Genomic DNA, 14,482 nt, shown 5'->3' on the forward strand with positions numbered 1-14,482 from the left:
CGGACCCCGGTGTCTTACATTCTCGTCTTCGTCGGCAGCGTAAGATGTGGATAAGAGACAGGGGCGACGCGCGGATCCCCAGCGCCCGCGCCGCGACCGTCCCCGCGTCCGCCGGACGGTTCAGCGGATCCTTCGCCAGCATCTCCATGACCAGCTCGCGGGCCGCCATCGGCACCCGGCGCGGCAGCTCCGCGGGCGGCACCCGGACGTGCTGGAGCGCGACCTCCACCGGCGTCGACCCGTCGAACGGCGGCGCGCCCGTCAGGCACTCGTAGGCCACCACGCCCAGCGAGTACAGGTCCGCCTTCGGCGACAGCTCCTTGCCCTGCGCCTGCTCCGGCGAGATGTAGTGCGCCGTCCCCATGACCATCCCGGTCTGGGTCTGCGACGCCGCCGCCAGCCGCCGGGCGATCCCGAAGTCGGTGATCTTCAGGGTGCCGTTCGGGGACACCATCAGGTTCGCCGGCTTGACGTCCCGGTGCACGATGCCGGCCTCGTGCGCGACGGTCAGCGCCCGTCCCGCCTGCACCAGCAGGTCGAGGACGGCCTCCAGCGGCAGCCCGCCGTCGCGCGCCAGGATCTCGTCCAGCGGCTCGCCCGGCACCAGCTCCATCACCAGGAACGACCGGCCGCCGTGCTCGCCGTAGTCGAACGCCCGCGCGATCCCGGGATGCCGCAGCTCCGCCGCGAACCGCGCCTCCGACTCGAACCGCCCGCGCGCCCGCATGTCCGAGCCGAGCTCGCGGCGCAGCAGCTTCACCGCGACCGGCCGGCCGGACACCGCGTCCACCGCGCGCCAGACCTCGCCCATCCCGCCGATCGCCAGCCGCTCCAGCAGCCGGTACCGGTCGTTCAGGACGAGGCCCGGAGTCACTTCTGCAGTACCTTCGCCATGATCGCCCCGGCGATCGGGCCCGCGTTGCCGGCCCCGGAGCCCGGGGCCTCGGTCATCACCGCGAACGCGTAGCGCGGCTTGTCCGCCGGGCTGAACCCGACGAACCAGTTGGCGTTCGGGTTGCCGGGACCCTGCTCGGCGGTACCGGTCTTACCGGCGATCCGCATGCCCTGCAGGTTCTTCGCGGTGCCCTCGGCGACCACCGCGCGCATCATGTCCTCCAGCTGCCCGGCCTGGTCGCCGGTCATCGGCTCCGCGAACTCCTTCGGCGAGGCGCTGTACAGCTCGCTCTGGTCCTTCGCCCGGACCTTCTGCACCACGTACGGGCTCATGATCTTGCCGTCGTGGGCGATCGCGGACGCGACCATCGCCATCTGCAGCGGCGTGGCGCGCACGTTCTCCTGGCCGATGCCGGACCGGGCCGTCCCGTCCTGGCCGGTCGGGGTCTCCTTGCCGTTCGCGTCGACGAAGGACACCGGGACGTCGCTCTCCGCCGAGTAGAAGTCCGGCTCCAGCTGCACCCGCTTGTTGAACCCGAACTCCCCGGCGCCGTCGTGCAGCTTCTGGATGCCCATGTTCAGCGCCATCTTCGCAAACGTCGTGTTGCAGGACTCGGCGAACGCGCCGCGCAGCGAGGCCGACCCGCCGCAGCTGCCGCTGTCGTGCGAGTTCGGCAGCGGACGGCCCGACTCCGGCAGGATCAGCTGCCCGGTGTCGACGGTCGTCGAGCTACTGGCGCCGAGGTTCTTCATCGCCAGCGCCGACACGACCGCCTTGAAGGACGAGCCGGGCGGGAACGTCTGGCTCAGCGCGTTGTCCACCAGCGGCTTGACGACGCCGTTGCCCTTGTCCAGCTCCTCCAGGCGCTTCGCGCCCTTCGTGCCGGTCTGCGGCGCCACCTCGTTCGGGTCGAACGACGGCCACGACGCGGCCACCTTCACCGCGCCCGTCTCCACGTCGATCACCACGGCGCCGCCGCGCCGGCCCGGCGCCGTCCGCGACTTCAGCTGCGCGTACGCGGTGCGCTGCGCGGCCGGGTCGATCGTCAGCTCGATGTTCGCGCCGTCGGCCTTCTTGCCGATGAACACGTCGAACCAGTGCTGCTGCGTGATCCGCTTGTCCTTGCCGGACAGCAGCGAGTTGTAGGCGTACTCGATCTGCGTGCCGCCGCCGTTGAAGTACCCGGTGATCGGGGCGAAGATCGGCCCGTCCTTGTAGGACCGGCCGTACTTCGGGTTGTCCTTCCCGGTCTCCTTGGACGTCACCAGCACCTCGCCGCCCGCGGAGATCTGCCCCCGCGGGTGGTTGAACACGTCCGCGAACTTGCGGGTGTTGTTCGAGTCGTCGCGCAGGCTCTCGGCCTGGCTGCCCTGGACGTAGTTGATCTGCGCCATCAGCCCGAAGAAGAGCAGCAGCGCGAAGATCGCCACCCGCCGGACCGGCTTGTCCATGTTCATCGGGGGGAAGTCACCTCGTGCTCACGATCTGGGTCATGCCCTCGTCCTGGATCGCCTGCGGGGCGGGCTTGCGCGCGTCATGGCTCATCCGCACCAGGATCGCGATCAGGATCCAGTTGGCCATCAGCGACGAACCGCCCTGCGACAGGAACGGCGTCGTGAGACCGGTGAGCGGGATGAGCCGGGTGACGCCGCCGACGATCACGAAGACCTGGAGCGCCAGCACGAACGACACACCGCCCGCGAACAGCTTCAGGAACGGATCTCGCGCCGCCACCGCCGTCTTCATCCCGCGTTGCACGATCAGCGCGTACATCAGCAGGATCGCCATCAGCCCGGTCAGCCCGAGCTCCTCGCCCAGCGAGTCGAAGATGAAGTCGCTGAACGACAGCGGCGTCCGCCACGGCTCGCCCTGCCCGAGCCCGGTGCCGAGCACGCCGCCCTCGCCGAGCGCGTACAGCCCCTTCATCAGCTGCGCACTGTCGGAGTACTCGCCGCCCAGGTTGGCGCAGGCGGTGAAACCGGGCGAGATGACGCCCGGCTTGTCGTACTTCTTGTAGATGTCGGTGTTGGGGTTGACGGGGATGACCTTGCCGCTCTCCATCAGGCAGCCGCCGTCGAAGTACGGCTTCGGGTTCTGCCAGATGTCGATGCGCTGGTTCACGTGGCCCATGAACGGCAGCAGCGTCGCGACGAACACGCCCACCGCGAGCAGCCCGACGCCGATCATCACCCAGGAGACCCGCTGCGTCGCGATGTACAGCATCGACACGAACAGGCCGAAGAACAGCAGCGCGGTACCGAGGTCCTTTTGCAGGAACAGCACGCCCAGGCAGAAGAACCAGATCACCATGATCGGGCCGAGGTCGCGGCCGCGCGGCAGGCTGAACGGGCCGACCTTCTTGCCGATCAGCGACATCGCCTGCCGCTTGTTCACCAGATAGCCGGCGAAGAACACGACCAGCAGCAGCTTCGCGAACTCGCCCGGTTGCACCGAGAAGCCCGCGATGTTGATCCACACGCGGGCGCCGTTGATCTCCGCGCCGATGCCCGGCACGATCGGCAGGATCAGCATGATGATCGCCGACAGGCCGATCAGGTAGGTGTAGCGCTGCGCCGTCTTCGGGGTGAACGACAGCCGGGCGTCCGTCTTGTCGGTGTCGCGCATGATCAGGACGGCGACGACGAACAGTGTGATGCCGACGAACGTCCAGATCAGCTGGCCGGGCGCCCTCGCCGCGTCCTCCAGCAGCTTCTTGCCCGCCGCGGCGGCCGCCTTGCGGTCGGCGCTGGTGTCCAGGTCCAGCCGGTAGATCATCGTCAGGCCGAGCCCGTTCAGCGCCACCGCGAGCGGCAGCAGCAGCGGGTCGGCGTACGGGGTGAACTTCGACTGCACGAAGTAGGCGATGAGCGCCAGCACCGCGAGGCCGCCGCCGTACACGAACAGCCCGGCGGGCAGGCTGCCGTCACGGGCCAGCCCGACCTCCGCGAACGCCGACAGCGTCAGCACCATCGCGAAGACCAGCAGGGCCAGCGATGCCGCGTTGCGCTGCTGGTACGGCAGGCGTGCCCTGATCTGCTCCCCGAGCGACTGCATCTACGAGCTCCCGCCGTTGGTGGGACAGTCCGCGGGCTTGTCCGGCTTGTTGCCCGCGCACGCGTCGCGGCGCGACTTCAGGCCGTTCAGGCCGGTGGTCGCGGCGTCCCGTCCGATGAACGCGAACTCGCCCTTGCGGACCTTCGACGCGTCCGACGTGGGCAGTTGCGCGAGCTGGATGTCGCTGGCCTGGACCTTGACCTCCTGGCAGTCCTGCTGGTCGCGGCCGCGCACGACGCCGACCTTGCCGGACTGGTCGACGAGGGAGTACTTGCAGACGCGCTCCACCAGCGTGCCCCACGCCTTCGGGCCGTCCACCGTGTAGGTGCCCTTGACCTGCTGCTGCAGGTCCTGCGGCAGGTCCGCGACCTTGATCGGCTGCAGGTCCTTCGCGTCGGCCTTGCGGGACAGGTCGATGCCCGGCACCTTCTGCGGCGTCCCCCGGAACAGGACGGCGTTGCCGTTCTCCGCCCCGATGTAGTAGCCGTTCCGGACGTTCTGCAGCAGCACGAAACCGCCCGCCACCACCCCGACCACGACCACGCCGGCGACGACGACCAGCCACGTCCAGCGGCGGGCGCCGCCGCGCTTCGGCCGCTCCATCGGCGCCTGCATCGGTGCGGGCGGGCCGCCCATCGGGTCCGCCATCGGCGCCGGCGGCGGCGGACGCTCGTCCACCGCCACGGGCGGCTGCGGACGCGTGTCGCGCAGCTGCGCCGCCCGTCCGGCCGGGGTGTCGGCCACCGTCGTGTTCGCGCCCGGCCCGCCGCCCGGCGGCTCCGGCGGCGCCGCGTTCGCCGCCGCGCCCACCGCGTGCCCCGGGCCGCCCGTCGGCGGCTGCCGCTCCAGGTCGACCACGTCGGCGACCACGCAGGTGATGTTGTCGGGGCCGCCGCCCCGGTTCGCCAGATCGATCAGCTGCCGGACGGCCTGCTCCGGATCGTCCACGTCCGTCAGCACCTGGAAGATCGTCTCCGCGGTGACGACGCCCGACAGGCCGTCCGAGCACAGCAGGTACCGGTCGCCGGTCTTCGCCTCGCGCAGCGACAGGTCCGGATCGACCTCGCCGCGGCCGTCCAGCGCGCGCAGCAGCAGCGACCGCTGCGGATGCGACGCCGCCTCGTCCGGGCTGATGCGGCCCTCGTCCACCAGCGACTGGACCAGCGTGTGGTCGTGCGTGATCTGGAACAGGCTGCCGTCACGCAGCAGGTACGCGCGGGAGTCCCCGATGTGCACCAGCGCGACCTGGTTGCCCGCCCACAGCATCGCCGTCAGCGTCGTCCCCATGCCCTGCAGGGCCGGATCCGACTCCACGATGCGGTGCAGGTTGTCGTTCGCCGTCTTGACCGTGTGCTCGAGCGCGGCCAGCAGCTCCGTCGCCGGCAGGTCCTTGTCGAGCGCGCGCAGCGCCTCGATGGCCGCCGCGCTCGCGATCTCGCCGCCGACGTGCCCGCCCATGCCATCGGCCACCGCGAGCAGATGCGCGCCCGCGTACGCCGAGTCCTCGTTGCCCTCGCGCAGCATGCCGACGTCGGAGCGCGCGGCGTAGCGGATTCCCAGAGTCATTTGCGCAGCTCGATCACGGTCTTGCCGATACGGACCGGTACGCCCGGCGGGACCGGCATCGGCCGGCTCACCTTCGTGCGTCCGAGATACGTGCCATTGGTCGAACCGAGATCTTCCACGATCCACTGACCGTCCTGCGCGAAAATTCGGGCATGCCGGCTGGAAGCGTAGTCGTCGGTCACGACCAGAGTGGCGTCATTCGCCCGTCCGATGGTGATGGGCACCCCCGTGAGGTCGATGACGGTGCCGGCCCGCTCGCCCTGGACGACCACCAGCTTCGTCGGGGCGCCGTGCTGGGCGCTGCTGCGCGGCTGCCGCTGCGGCTTCGGCTGCCTGGGGGGCCGGGACGGGGACGGGCGCGTGGCCGACTTCGCGGCGGCCTTCGAGCCGAACAGGTCGGCCCTGATCACGCCGACGGCCGCGATGACGAACAGCCACAGCACCGCGAGGAACGCCAGCTTGATCAGCGTGAGGGTGAATGGGGACATCGGAGTCGGGGTTACTCCCTATCGCGGCGGAACACAAGGGTTGTCCGGCCCATCGTGACCCGGGAGCCGTCCACCAGCGTGACCCGCCGGATCGGCTGCCCGTTCACGAACGAGCCGTTGGTCGACCCTAGATCCACGAGAGCGATTTCGGGACCTTCTACGCGGATCTCGGCATGGTGCCGGGAAACGCCCGGATCGACGAGGCGCAGGTCGCAGTCCGTGCCGCGACCCAGCAGAGTGACGGGGGTGTTGATCTCATAGGTGCGCTGCGTCGTGTCCGAACCCTCCACGGCCGTCGTCACCAGCAGCCGCGGATGCCCCCCGAACACACCGCCGCGGCCGCCCTGCGGAACATCGCTCACCGGCCGGCGGATCTCCCCGCCCTCCACCGTCGAGCCCCGGATCACCCCCGACCGGATCCGGAACATGCCCGTGGCGAGATCCCCGGCGTTCTCGAACCGCACCCGCACCGGCCCCACGAAGGAGTACCCCTGCTCCTTCGCGTACTCGCGCGCCAGATTCGCCAGCTCCTGGCTCAGGCTGTCCGCGTAGACCTGCAGCCGCTGCCCGTCCTGCTGAGAGATCTCCACGACGAAGTCGTTCGGCACGAGCGTGCGGCCCTGCGCCACGATCGCCGCCCTGTCGTCCATCTCGCGCTGCACAGCACTGGCCACCTCGACCGGCTGCAGCTCGGACTTGAACGCACGGGCGAAGGCCCCTTCGACCATGCCCTCAAGCCGTCGCTCGAAGCGCTGAATGACGCCCACGGGCACCTCCCTTCCCCACTGGTAGACGATCGTATCGGTGCGAAGGTTCGCTAGAAGTATCCGAGTACCTAACCAGTACCCCGACCGTGCTAGCCTTTTCAGGCACCCGGAAACGGGACGGCACCCACGGGCGGGTGGCGGAACGGCAGACGCGCACGGTTCAGGTCCGTGTGTCCGAAAGGATGTGAGGGTTCAAATCCCTCCTCGCCCACTCGGAGTTTGGGAGTGGTGTGGTCGGAGCCTGGCGGCTCCTTCCCCCGCCACTCCTTCGTCATGTTGACCCGGGGGGCGACCCCCGGACCCCCGATGCAGGGGCTCCGCCCCCACACCCCCGTCGCTCGCTGCGCTTCGCTTGTGGGGCTGCGCCCCTTGCCCCCCGCCTTGCGCGCGGTCCGGTCCATGTGCATCTCCCCCCGCCGTTCGCTTCGCTTGTGGGGCTGCGCCCCTTGCCCCCGACCGGTGCGGGGCCGCTCGCTGCGCTTCGCTCCCGGAGCTGCGCGTGGTTCGGTCGGTGCAGGGCTCCCGGCGTTCGTCCACTCGTCGCTTGCTCCGCTTCGCTCTGGCTGCGCCCTCGCCCCCCGATTCGTACGGGGTTCGGTTGTGCGCAACTCCCGTCGTTGCTCGCTGCGCTTCGCCGTAGGGCTGCGCCCCTCGCCCCCACCTTGCGCGGGGCCCGGTCCATGTGCGTCTCCTGCCACCGCTTGCTTCGTTTCGGCCGTGGGGCTGCGCCCCTCGCCCCGCTCCGCGCGGGGTCCGGTCGGTGCGGCGGCTCTCCTGCCGTCGCTTGCTCCGCTTCGCTCTTGGGGCTGCGCCGCTCGCACCCTGACCGGTGCGGGGCCCGGCCGATGCGCGGCTCCTCCCGTTGCTCGCTGCGCTTCGTTCTTGGGGCTGTGCCCCTGGCTCACCACCTTGCGCGAGGTCCGGTCCATGTACGTCTCCCGCCACCGCTTGCTTCGTTTCGGCCATGGGGCTGTGTCCCTCGTCCGGCTCCGCGCGGGGTTCGGTTGGTGCGGCGGCTCTCGCGCCGTCGCTTGCTCCGCTTTGCTCTTGGGGGTGTGAGCCTGCCTCGGTTCGTGCGGGGTGTGCTCCGCGCTTGCTTTTGAGGCTTGCTGCGGTTCTTGGGGGCTGTGCATCTCGCCTCCGATGCTGCGCGGGCGTGTGCCCCTTGCTTCCGGTCTGTGTGACGGGCTCGCCTTTGGGGGCGGGGCATCTGTCTACTCTCCCCGCTTGTGGGTGGTCTGACCAGTATTGGCGCGTGAGCCTGTGCTGAGGGGGCTCGTGTATCGCGGGGTTATCGGAAAGCGCATACGTCACGGCAACCGTCCTGCGTCTTTTGTGGGGGCATGGATCACAGTGCGTCAGTGCCGGCGGCCGGAGTTGGCCTGTTGGACGAGAGGGACGGTGTCATTCCCGATGGGGTGGCCGTTTCGGTGTTCGACGTCGAGAGGCCGGCGGTGGGGAGGCTTGACCCGGATCTGCTTGATGCCTTGCGTCGGGCGGCGGGGGATGCGGAAGCCGAGGGGGTCGGGCTTCGGGTCAACAGTGGGTGGCGGTCGCCTGAGTATCAGCGGCGGTTGTTGCGGGACGCCGTCGTCAAGTACGGGTCGCGGGAAGAGGCGCTGCGGTGGGTGGCCACTCCGGAGACGTCCGCCCATGTGCGGGGTGAGGCGGTCGACATCGGCCCGCCCGATGCCGCGGCCTGGCTGTCCGAGTGCGGTGCCGCGTATGGGTTGTGCCAGGTCTACGGCAATGAGCCCTGGCATTACGAACTGCGTCCGGGCGGCTGTCCGTCGATGTACGCGGATCCGACTGAGGATCCGAGGATGCGGTCGTGACGCGGCCGCCGACCTTGGAGGTGTTGCCGGAGGCGGTGGCTGCGAATGTGGTCGGGGTTCGGGCGCGGACACGCGGTGTGGTTATGGCCGTGGTCAAAGCCGATGGTTATGGGCATGGGGCCGTTGCGGTTGCTGAGGCCGCTGTTGCGGCCGGGGCCGGGTGGCTTGGGACGACGAGTGTCGCTGAGGGTTCCTTGTTGCGGGCTTCGGGGTTGGCGGTGCCGATTCTTGCCTGGCTGCATCCCTCTGGGATTGATGCTGAGGCGGCGGCGGTCAGCAGGGTCGATGTTGCGGTCGGGTCGGTGGACGAGCTTGGCGCACTTCTTGCGCAAGCCCCGGTGGGGGTGCGCATTCATCTGTATGTGGATACCGGGATGTCCCGTGGTGGCTGCCCTCGGGGGCAGTGGGATGAACTGGTCGGGCTCGCTTTGCGCGGTCAGGAGGCTCGGAGGGTTCGCGTGGTGGGTGTCATGGGGCATCTTCCGCTGGCCGATTGGGCCGATCCTGCGGCGAATGCGTCGGCGGTCGGTTGGATGCGGGAGGCGCGGCGCGTTGTTCGGGCGGCGGGACTTGGTCGGCCTATTGCCCATCTTGCGGCCACGTCGGGGGCGTTGACCGATCCGGCGACGCATTTCGGGATGGTGCGGGTGGGGGCGGGGCTGGTCGGTATCGATCCGTCCGGGACTGTGGAGATGCAGGGGGCGTCTCGGCTTACCGCGCCGATTGTGCATACGGCGGAAGTGCCGGCTGGGACGGCGGTTGGTTATGCCGGCACGTATGTCACTGAGCGTGTCACCCATCTGAGTGTTTTGCCTGTCGGGTACGCCGATGGGATTCCGCGTGAGTGCTCGCCCCAGGCTGGGGTTGAGATTTGCGGGCGCCGGTTTCCGGTTGCCGGACGGGTCTCGATGGACCAGATCGTGGTCGATACCGGTGCCGAGTCCTTCCCGGTCGGCACGTCCGCCACTTTGTTCGGACCGGACGGGGGCGCCACCCCGACCGTCCAGGACTGGGCTCGCTGGGCCGGGACCATTCCGCACACCATCGTCACCGGCATCGGGCCGCGCGTTAAGAGGAGCATCGGATGACACGGCGGGTCGTGGTGATCGGCGGCGGAGAGAACGCCGAGCATGAGGTCTCCCTGGCCACTGCCGCGGGGGTCTCGGGGGCGCTGCGTTCCGGTGGATTTGAGGTTGATGAGTTGACCATTGAGCGTGATGGGACGTGGAGGGGAGGTGGTGCGTTCGGATCGTTGGCGGCGGCGTTGGGTGTCATTGAACGTGCCGATGTCGTCTTTCCCGCTGTCCACGGGCCGTGCGGGGAGGACGGGACGCTCGCGGCGTTGTGCGCGCTGGTGCATAAGCCGATGGTCGGGTCGGGGTTGCGCGCCGGGGCGCTTGGCATGGACAAGTGGGCGACCAAGCTTGTGGCAGAGGCCGTTGGGATCCGTACTGCTCCCGGTCGGGTGGTGGCTGTTGGGGACGCCGATATCGAGTTCGAGGGGGACGTGGTGGTCAAGCCTGTCTCGGCGGGGTCGAGTTTCGGTGTTGCTCTGGCGCGGGACGACTTGGAATTGCGTGACGCTTTGCGCTGTGCGGCGGGGTTCGACGACCGGGTCCTGGTCGAGGACGTGGTCCTGGGGCGGGAGATCGATGTGGCCGTTCTGCGTGAGGCCGATGGCCGTCGATGGGCGTCGCCGGCGTTGGAGATTCATGCCGACGGCCTGTTCGATACCCGGTCGAAGTACGACGGTTCGGCCCGGTTCAGTGTGCCCGCTGACATCGATGGCGCCGACCAGGCGGCCCTGACTGGGGCGGCGCTGCGGATGTTCGACGCGCTCGGGTGTGCCGGTGTCGCCCGTATCGACTTCTTCCTCACCGAGGAGGGGCCCGTCCTCAACGAGGTCAACACCATGCCGGGGATGACGGCCGAGTCCCAGGTGCCGAGAATGTTCGCGGCGGCCGGGGTGTCCTACGAGCAGTTGGTGGCTCGCCTGGTCGACGCCGCCGTGCATACGCCGACGATATGTCGCGCTCCGTAGGCTTCAGGGATGCGTGTGCTGATCGTGGAGGACGAGCCCTACCTGGCCGAAGCCGTCCGGGACGGTCTCCGGTTGGAGGCGATCGCCGCCGACATCGCCGGTGACGGCGACTCCGCCCTGGAGCTGCTCAGCGTCAACTCCTACGACCTGGCGGTCTTGGACCGTGACATTCCCGGCCCGTCCGGCGATGAGGTCGCCCGGTGCATTGTCGCGTCCGGTAGCGGCATTCCGATCCTCATGCTCACCGCTGCCGACCGGATCGACGACAAGGCTTCAGGGTTCGAGCTCGGTGCCGACGACTATCTGACCAAACCGTTCGAGCTTCGCGAGCTCGTCATGCGGTTGAGGGCGCTCGATCGGAGGCGCGCTCATTCACGGCCTCCGGTCAGCGAGATCGCGGGCCTCCGGGTGGATCCCTTCCGCCGGGAGGTTGTCCGGGACGGACGTTACGTCGCGCTCACCCGCAAGCAGTTCGCCGTGCTCGAAGTTCTTGTCGGCGCGGAGGGCGGTGTTGTCAGCGCCGAAGAGCTGCTGGAGCGGGCCTGGGACGCCAATGCCGACCCTTTTACCAATGCCGTCCGCATCACCGTGTCCGCGTTGCGCAAACGGCTCGGCGAACCATGGCTCATCGCCACGGTGCCCGGTGTCGGCTACCGAATCGACACGCGTGAATAGGCGCCCGGGGCTCAGTGCCCGGCTGAAACTCACGATCAGCTACGCCGGATTCCTTATCCTCGCCGGTGCTCTGCTGCTGGCCGTGGTCTGGGTTTTCTTGCTGCGCTACGTACCCGACGGCACGATCATGACCGGGCCGGGGGGCGGCAGGCATGGGGCGCCTGCCGCGCGGTTCGTCCCCAACCGCTCCGATCTGCTGCGCGCCTTCGCCCCCCGCGCGGCCCAGGCACTGGCCTTCCTGCTGGTGTTCGGCCTGGTGGGAGGGTGGATCCTGGCAGGCCGGATGCTCGCACCGCTCACCCGGATCGCGGACGCGGCACGGATGGCCGCGAACGGGTCGCTGTCCCACCGGATCAGCATGGAAGGCCCGAAGGACGAATTCCGCGAACTCGCCGACGTGTTCGACACCATGCTCGGGCAGCTCGAATCCCACGTCACCGAACAGCAGCGGTTCGCCGCGAACGCCTCCCATGAACTGCGCACCCCGCTGGCGATCTCGCGGACACTCCTGGACGTCGCCCGCAACGACCCCGCGCGCGACCAGGGGGAACTCCTCGAACGCCTCCACGTGGTCAACACGCGGGCGATCGACCTCACCGAGGCCCTTCTGCTGCTCAGCCGCGGCGAGCGCAGGAATTTCACCCGCGAGGCCGTTGACCTATCCCTTATCGCCGAAGAGGCCGCTGAAACGCTGCTTCCCCTTGCCGAACAGCGCCAGATCACGCTTGAGGTGACCGGTGAGGCGACACAGGCCGTCGGTTCCGGGGCACTTCTCCTGCGGGTGGTGACGAACCTCGTCCAGAACGCCATCGTCCACAACCTTCCGGCCGGCGGCACCGTGACGGTCCACACTGGGGCGGAGTACGGCGCGAGTGTGCTGCGGGTCGAGAACACCGGCCATCGGGTGCCGGCGGACCTGATACCGACCCTTACTGAGCCATTTCAACGCGGCACACAACGCATACGCACCGACGAGCATGCGGGCGTCGGCCTTGGGCTGGCCATCGTGCAGAGCATCGTCCGGGCACACGACGGGACGCTCGAACTTGCCCCTCGGCCGTCCGGCGGTCTCCTCGCCACGATTCGCCTTCCCGGCACGCCGTAGACCGGCCGTCAGGTCATACGCGGGTCGTTGTGTCTTCTGTGGTGGGACGGGGCCAGGGGCGTCCGCTCAGGCGTTCGATGTCGGTGTTGAAGCGCCTCAGGTAGGCGGCGAACGTGACGATGTCCTCGTCCGACCAGTCGGCCATGACCTTGTCGAGGCCGTTGGTGATGATCGTTCGTTCCTCGTCGAGCAGCTGGGCGCCCTTGGCGGTGATGCGGAACTTGCGGGCGATGCCGCCGGCGGGGTCGGGGATGCGCTCCAGGAGGTCCGCGCGCATCGCCGCGGCGGTCTGCCGGTTGAGGGTGGAGGCGTCCAGGCCGAAGGCGTCGCTCAGCTCGCCGATCGTCATCGGTCCCTGGAGGCGGATGCGGCTGAGCAGGATGTACGCGCTGCGTTCCAGCCGCCTGGCCCGGCGCGGCATGACCTCGTGGCGGCTGAGCAGCATCTGCTCGTACTCGACCTGGTGTGTGGGCCTGTCCACGGTGCTCCTCCTCCTGCCGGAGCCGCCCGCACCTTCGGGGACGGCCCGCTTCCATCCTCGCAGAGGGCTCCCCGCCGTCGCGGGGAGGTATGCATCACACATAATGTGTGGCTGATACATATCGAGTGTATCGTGCACTCTTGGTTCGGTCCGACGACCGGACGGATACGACGACACGCCAAGGAGTCCCTTGATGGACGCCCCTCAGCACGCCGCCAGATCCGGTGGCGTGGTCGCCACGCTGGCACTCGCCGGCATCACGGCGGCGGTCATGCAGACACTGGTCACGCCGCTGATCCAGGACCTGCCCAAGATTCTGCACACCTCGCCGTCCAACAGCGCGTGGGTCATCACGGTCACGCTGCTGGTGGGGGCCGTCTGCGTGCCGGTCTTCGGCCGCCTCGGCGACCTGGTGGGCAAGCGCCCCATGCTGCTGGTCTGCGCGGCGCCGCTGATCGCGGGCTCGGTGGTGTGCGCGCTGTCGTCCTCGGTGGTCCCCATGATCATCGGACGCGGCCTGCAGGGCATGGGGATGGGCATGGTGCCGCTGGGCATCGCCCTGCTGCGGGACGTGCTGCCACCGGCCAAGCTCAGCTCGTCCATCGCGGTGGTCAGCGCGTCCATGGGCATCGGCGGCGGACTCGGCCTGCCGATCGCCGCGGCGATCGCCGAGTACGCGAGCTGGCGCTGGCTGTTCTGGGGGTCGGCCGCCCTGGCCGTGCTCATCGCGGTGCTGATCTGGCGGCTGATCCCGGACGTCCCGGCGGGCGCCAAGGGCGAGCGCTTCGACGCGCCCGGCGCCGTCGGGCTGGGCATCGGCCTGGTCTGCCTGCTGCTCGCGGTGTCCAAGGGCGCCGACTGGGGCTGGTTCTCCGGCACCACGCTCAGCCTGTTCGCCGCCTCCGTCGTGGTGCTGCTCGCCTGGGGCTGGTGGGAGCTGCGCACCCGGCAGCCGATCGTCGACCTGCGCACCACGGCCCGTCCCCGGGTGCTGATGACCAACCTCGCGTCGATCTTCGTCGGGGTCGGCATGTACGCCTCGATGCTGATCGTGCCGCAGCTGCTGCAGTACCCCGAGGCGACCGGCTACGGCCTCGGCCAGTCGATGCTCGCCGCGGGCCTGTGGATGGCGCCCGCCGGCATCGTGATGATGCTCGTCTCCCCGGTGGGCGGGAAGATCACCAACGTCCGCGGCCCCAAGTTCACCCTCATCATCGGCATCCTGGTGGTGGCCGCCGGCTACGCCGCGTCGCTGGCGCTGATGGGCGCGGCCTGGGGCCTCATGGTCGGCCTGATGATCATCAACTGCGGGGTCGGGCTGGCCTACGGCGCGATGCCCGCGCTGATCCTGAGCTCAGTGCCGCTCAGCGAGACCGCCGCCGCCAACGGCTTCAACACCCTGATGCGCTCGCTCGGCACCTCGATCGGCGCGGCCGTCGTCGGCGTCGTCCTCGCCGAGATGACCATCGACCTCGGCGGGCACGAGATCGCCTCCGAGAACGGCTTCCGCGTCGGCCTGCTGATCGGCGCCGGCGTCGCCGTGCTGGCCGCGGCCCTCGCCGCCGCCATCCCCGC

General features: G+C 69.4%; 13 protein-coding genes and 1 tRNA gene. 7 read left to right on the plus strand and 7 right to left on the minus strand.

Features of this window, described 5'->3' with window-relative positions; translation table 11 throughout:
- The 6 genes from HUX53_RS25290 to HUX53_RS25315 all read right to left on the minus strand — a co-directional run.
- A partial coding sequence (locus HUX53_RS25290) for a serine/threonine-protein kinase (RefSeq protein WP_176405718.1) occupies positions 1-874 on the minus strand: 874 nt, incomplete at its 3' end.
- Positions 871-2,352, minus strand: coding sequence for a penicillin-binding protein 2 (locus HUX53_RS25295; RefSeq protein WP_176405719.1), 1,482 nt, complete (start codon positions 2,350-2,352; stop codon positions 871-873). The genes HUX53_RS25295 and HUX53_RS25290, both read right to left, overlap by 4 nt.
- Positions 2,353-2,362: 10 nt before the next feature.
- Positions 2,363-3,949 (minus strand): FtsW/RodA/SpoVE family cell cycle protein, encoded by a 1,587-nt coding sequence (locus tag HUX53_RS25300; protein WP_176405720.1) that lies wholly within the window; start codon positions 3,947-3,949, stop codon positions 2,363-2,365.
- A complete protein-coding gene (locus HUX53_RS25305; protein ID WP_176405721.1) occupies positions 3,950-5,515 on the minus strand; it encodes a Stp1/IreP family PP2C-type Ser/Thr phosphatase in 1,566 nt (521 codons plus the stop codon).
- Entirely contained in the window at positions 5,512-6,003 is a 492-nt protein-coding gene (locus HUX53_RS25310; protein ID WP_176405722.1) for an FHA domain-containing protein, read from the minus strand. Before HUX53_RS25310 ends, HUX53_RS25305 begins: the two co-directional genes overlap by 4 nt.
- Before the next feature lie 11 nt (positions 6,004-6,014).
- A complete protein-coding gene (locus tag HUX53_RS25315) occupies positions 6,015-6,770 on the minus strand; it encodes a DUF3662 and FHA domain-containing protein (protein WP_067627928.1) in 756 nt (251 codons plus the stop codon).
- 128 nt (positions 6,771-6,898) lie between these two features.
- Between HUX53_RS25315 and HUX53_RS25320 the strand changes: the two genes are divergently transcribed.
- The 6 genes from HUX53_RS25320 (at position 6,899) to HUX53_RS25345 (ending at position 12,426) form a co-directional block, all read left to right on the plus strand.
- Positions 6,899-6,981 (plus strand) — tRNA-Leu (locus tag HUX53_RS25320).
- A 1,174-nt stretch (positions 6,982-8,155) separates the two neighbouring features.
- A complete protein-coding gene (locus HUX53_RS25325; RefSeq protein ID WP_255205614.1) occupies positions 8,156-8,605 on the plus strand; it encodes a M15 family metallopeptidase in 450 nt (149 codons plus the stop codon).
- Positions 8,602-9,693: an alanine racemase gene (alr, locus tag HUX53_RS25330; RefSeq protein WP_176405724.1), complete on the plus strand. Its 1,092-nt coding sequence runs from the start codon at positions 8,602-8,604 to the stop codon at positions 9,691-9,693. Before HUX53_RS25325 ends, alr begins: the two co-directional genes overlap by 4 nt.
- Positions 9,690-10,646, plus strand: coding sequence for a D-alanine--D-alanine ligase (locus tag HUX53_RS25335; RefSeq protein WP_176405725.1), 957 nt, complete (start codon positions 9,690-9,692; stop codon positions 10,644-10,646). Before alr ends, HUX53_RS25335 begins: the two co-directional genes overlap by 4 nt.
- Positions 10,647-10,655: 9 nt before the next feature.
- Positions 10,656-11,321, plus strand: coding sequence for a response regulator transcription factor (locus HUX53_RS25340; RefSeq protein ID WP_176405726.1), 666 nt, complete (start codon positions 10,656-10,658; stop codon positions 11,319-11,321).
- Positions 11,314-12,426: a HAMP domain-containing sensor histidine kinase gene (locus tag HUX53_RS25345; protein ID WP_176405727.1), complete on the plus strand. Its 1,113-nt coding sequence runs from the start codon at positions 11,314-11,316 to the stop codon at positions 12,424-12,426. Before HUX53_RS25340 ends, HUX53_RS25345 begins: the two co-directional genes overlap by 8 nt.
- 13 nt (positions 12,427-12,439) lie before the next feature.
- On the opposite strand, the gene HUX53_RS25350 is transcribed toward HUX53_RS25345, so the two are convergent.
- The gene (locus HUX53_RS25350; protein WP_176405728.1) at positions 12,440-12,907 is read right to left on the minus strand and encodes a MarR family transcriptional regulator; all 468 of its coding nucleotides are present in this window, start codon (positions 12,905-12,907) and stop codon (positions 12,440-12,442) included.
- 193 nt (positions 12,908-13,100) lie between these two features.
- On the opposite strand from HUX53_RS25350, the gene HUX53_RS25355 reads away from it, so the two are divergent.
- On the plus strand, positions 13,101-14,482 hold a 1,382-nt coding region (locus tag HUX53_RS25355), incomplete at its 3' end, for an MFS transporter (RefSeq protein ID WP_176405729.1).

It is taken from the genome of Actinomadura sp. BRA 177, from assembly GCF_013372625.1.
GTDB lineage: Bacteria > Actinomycetota > Actinomycetes > Streptosporangiales > Streptosporangiaceae > Spirillospora.

Coding starts and splice junctions, on each gene's coding strand:
- HUX53_RS25335 (WP_176405725.1), top strand. CDS start 9,690: ATGACACGGCGGGTCGTGGTGATCGGCGGCGGAGAGAACGCCGAGCAT.
- HUX53_RS25310 (WP_176405722.1), bottom strand. CDS start 6,003: ATGTCCCCATTCACCCTCACGCTGATCAAGCTGGCGTTCCTCGCGGTG.
- HUX53_RS25340 (WP_176405726.1), top strand. CDS start 10,656: ATGCGTGTGCTGATCGTGGAGGACGAGCCCTACCTGGCCGAAGCCGTC.
- HUX53_RS25295 (WP_176405719.1), bottom strand. CDS start 2,352: ATGAACATGGACAAGCCGGTCCGGCGGGTGGCGATCTTCGCGCTGCTG.
- HUX53_RS25300 (WP_176405720.1), bottom strand. CDS start 3,949: ATGCAGTCGCTCGGGGAGCAGATCAGGGCACGCCTGCCGTACCAGCAG.
- HUX53_RS25305 (WP_176405721.1), bottom strand. CDS start 5,515: ATGACTCTGGGAATCCGCTACGCCGCGCGCTCCGACGTCGGCATGCTG.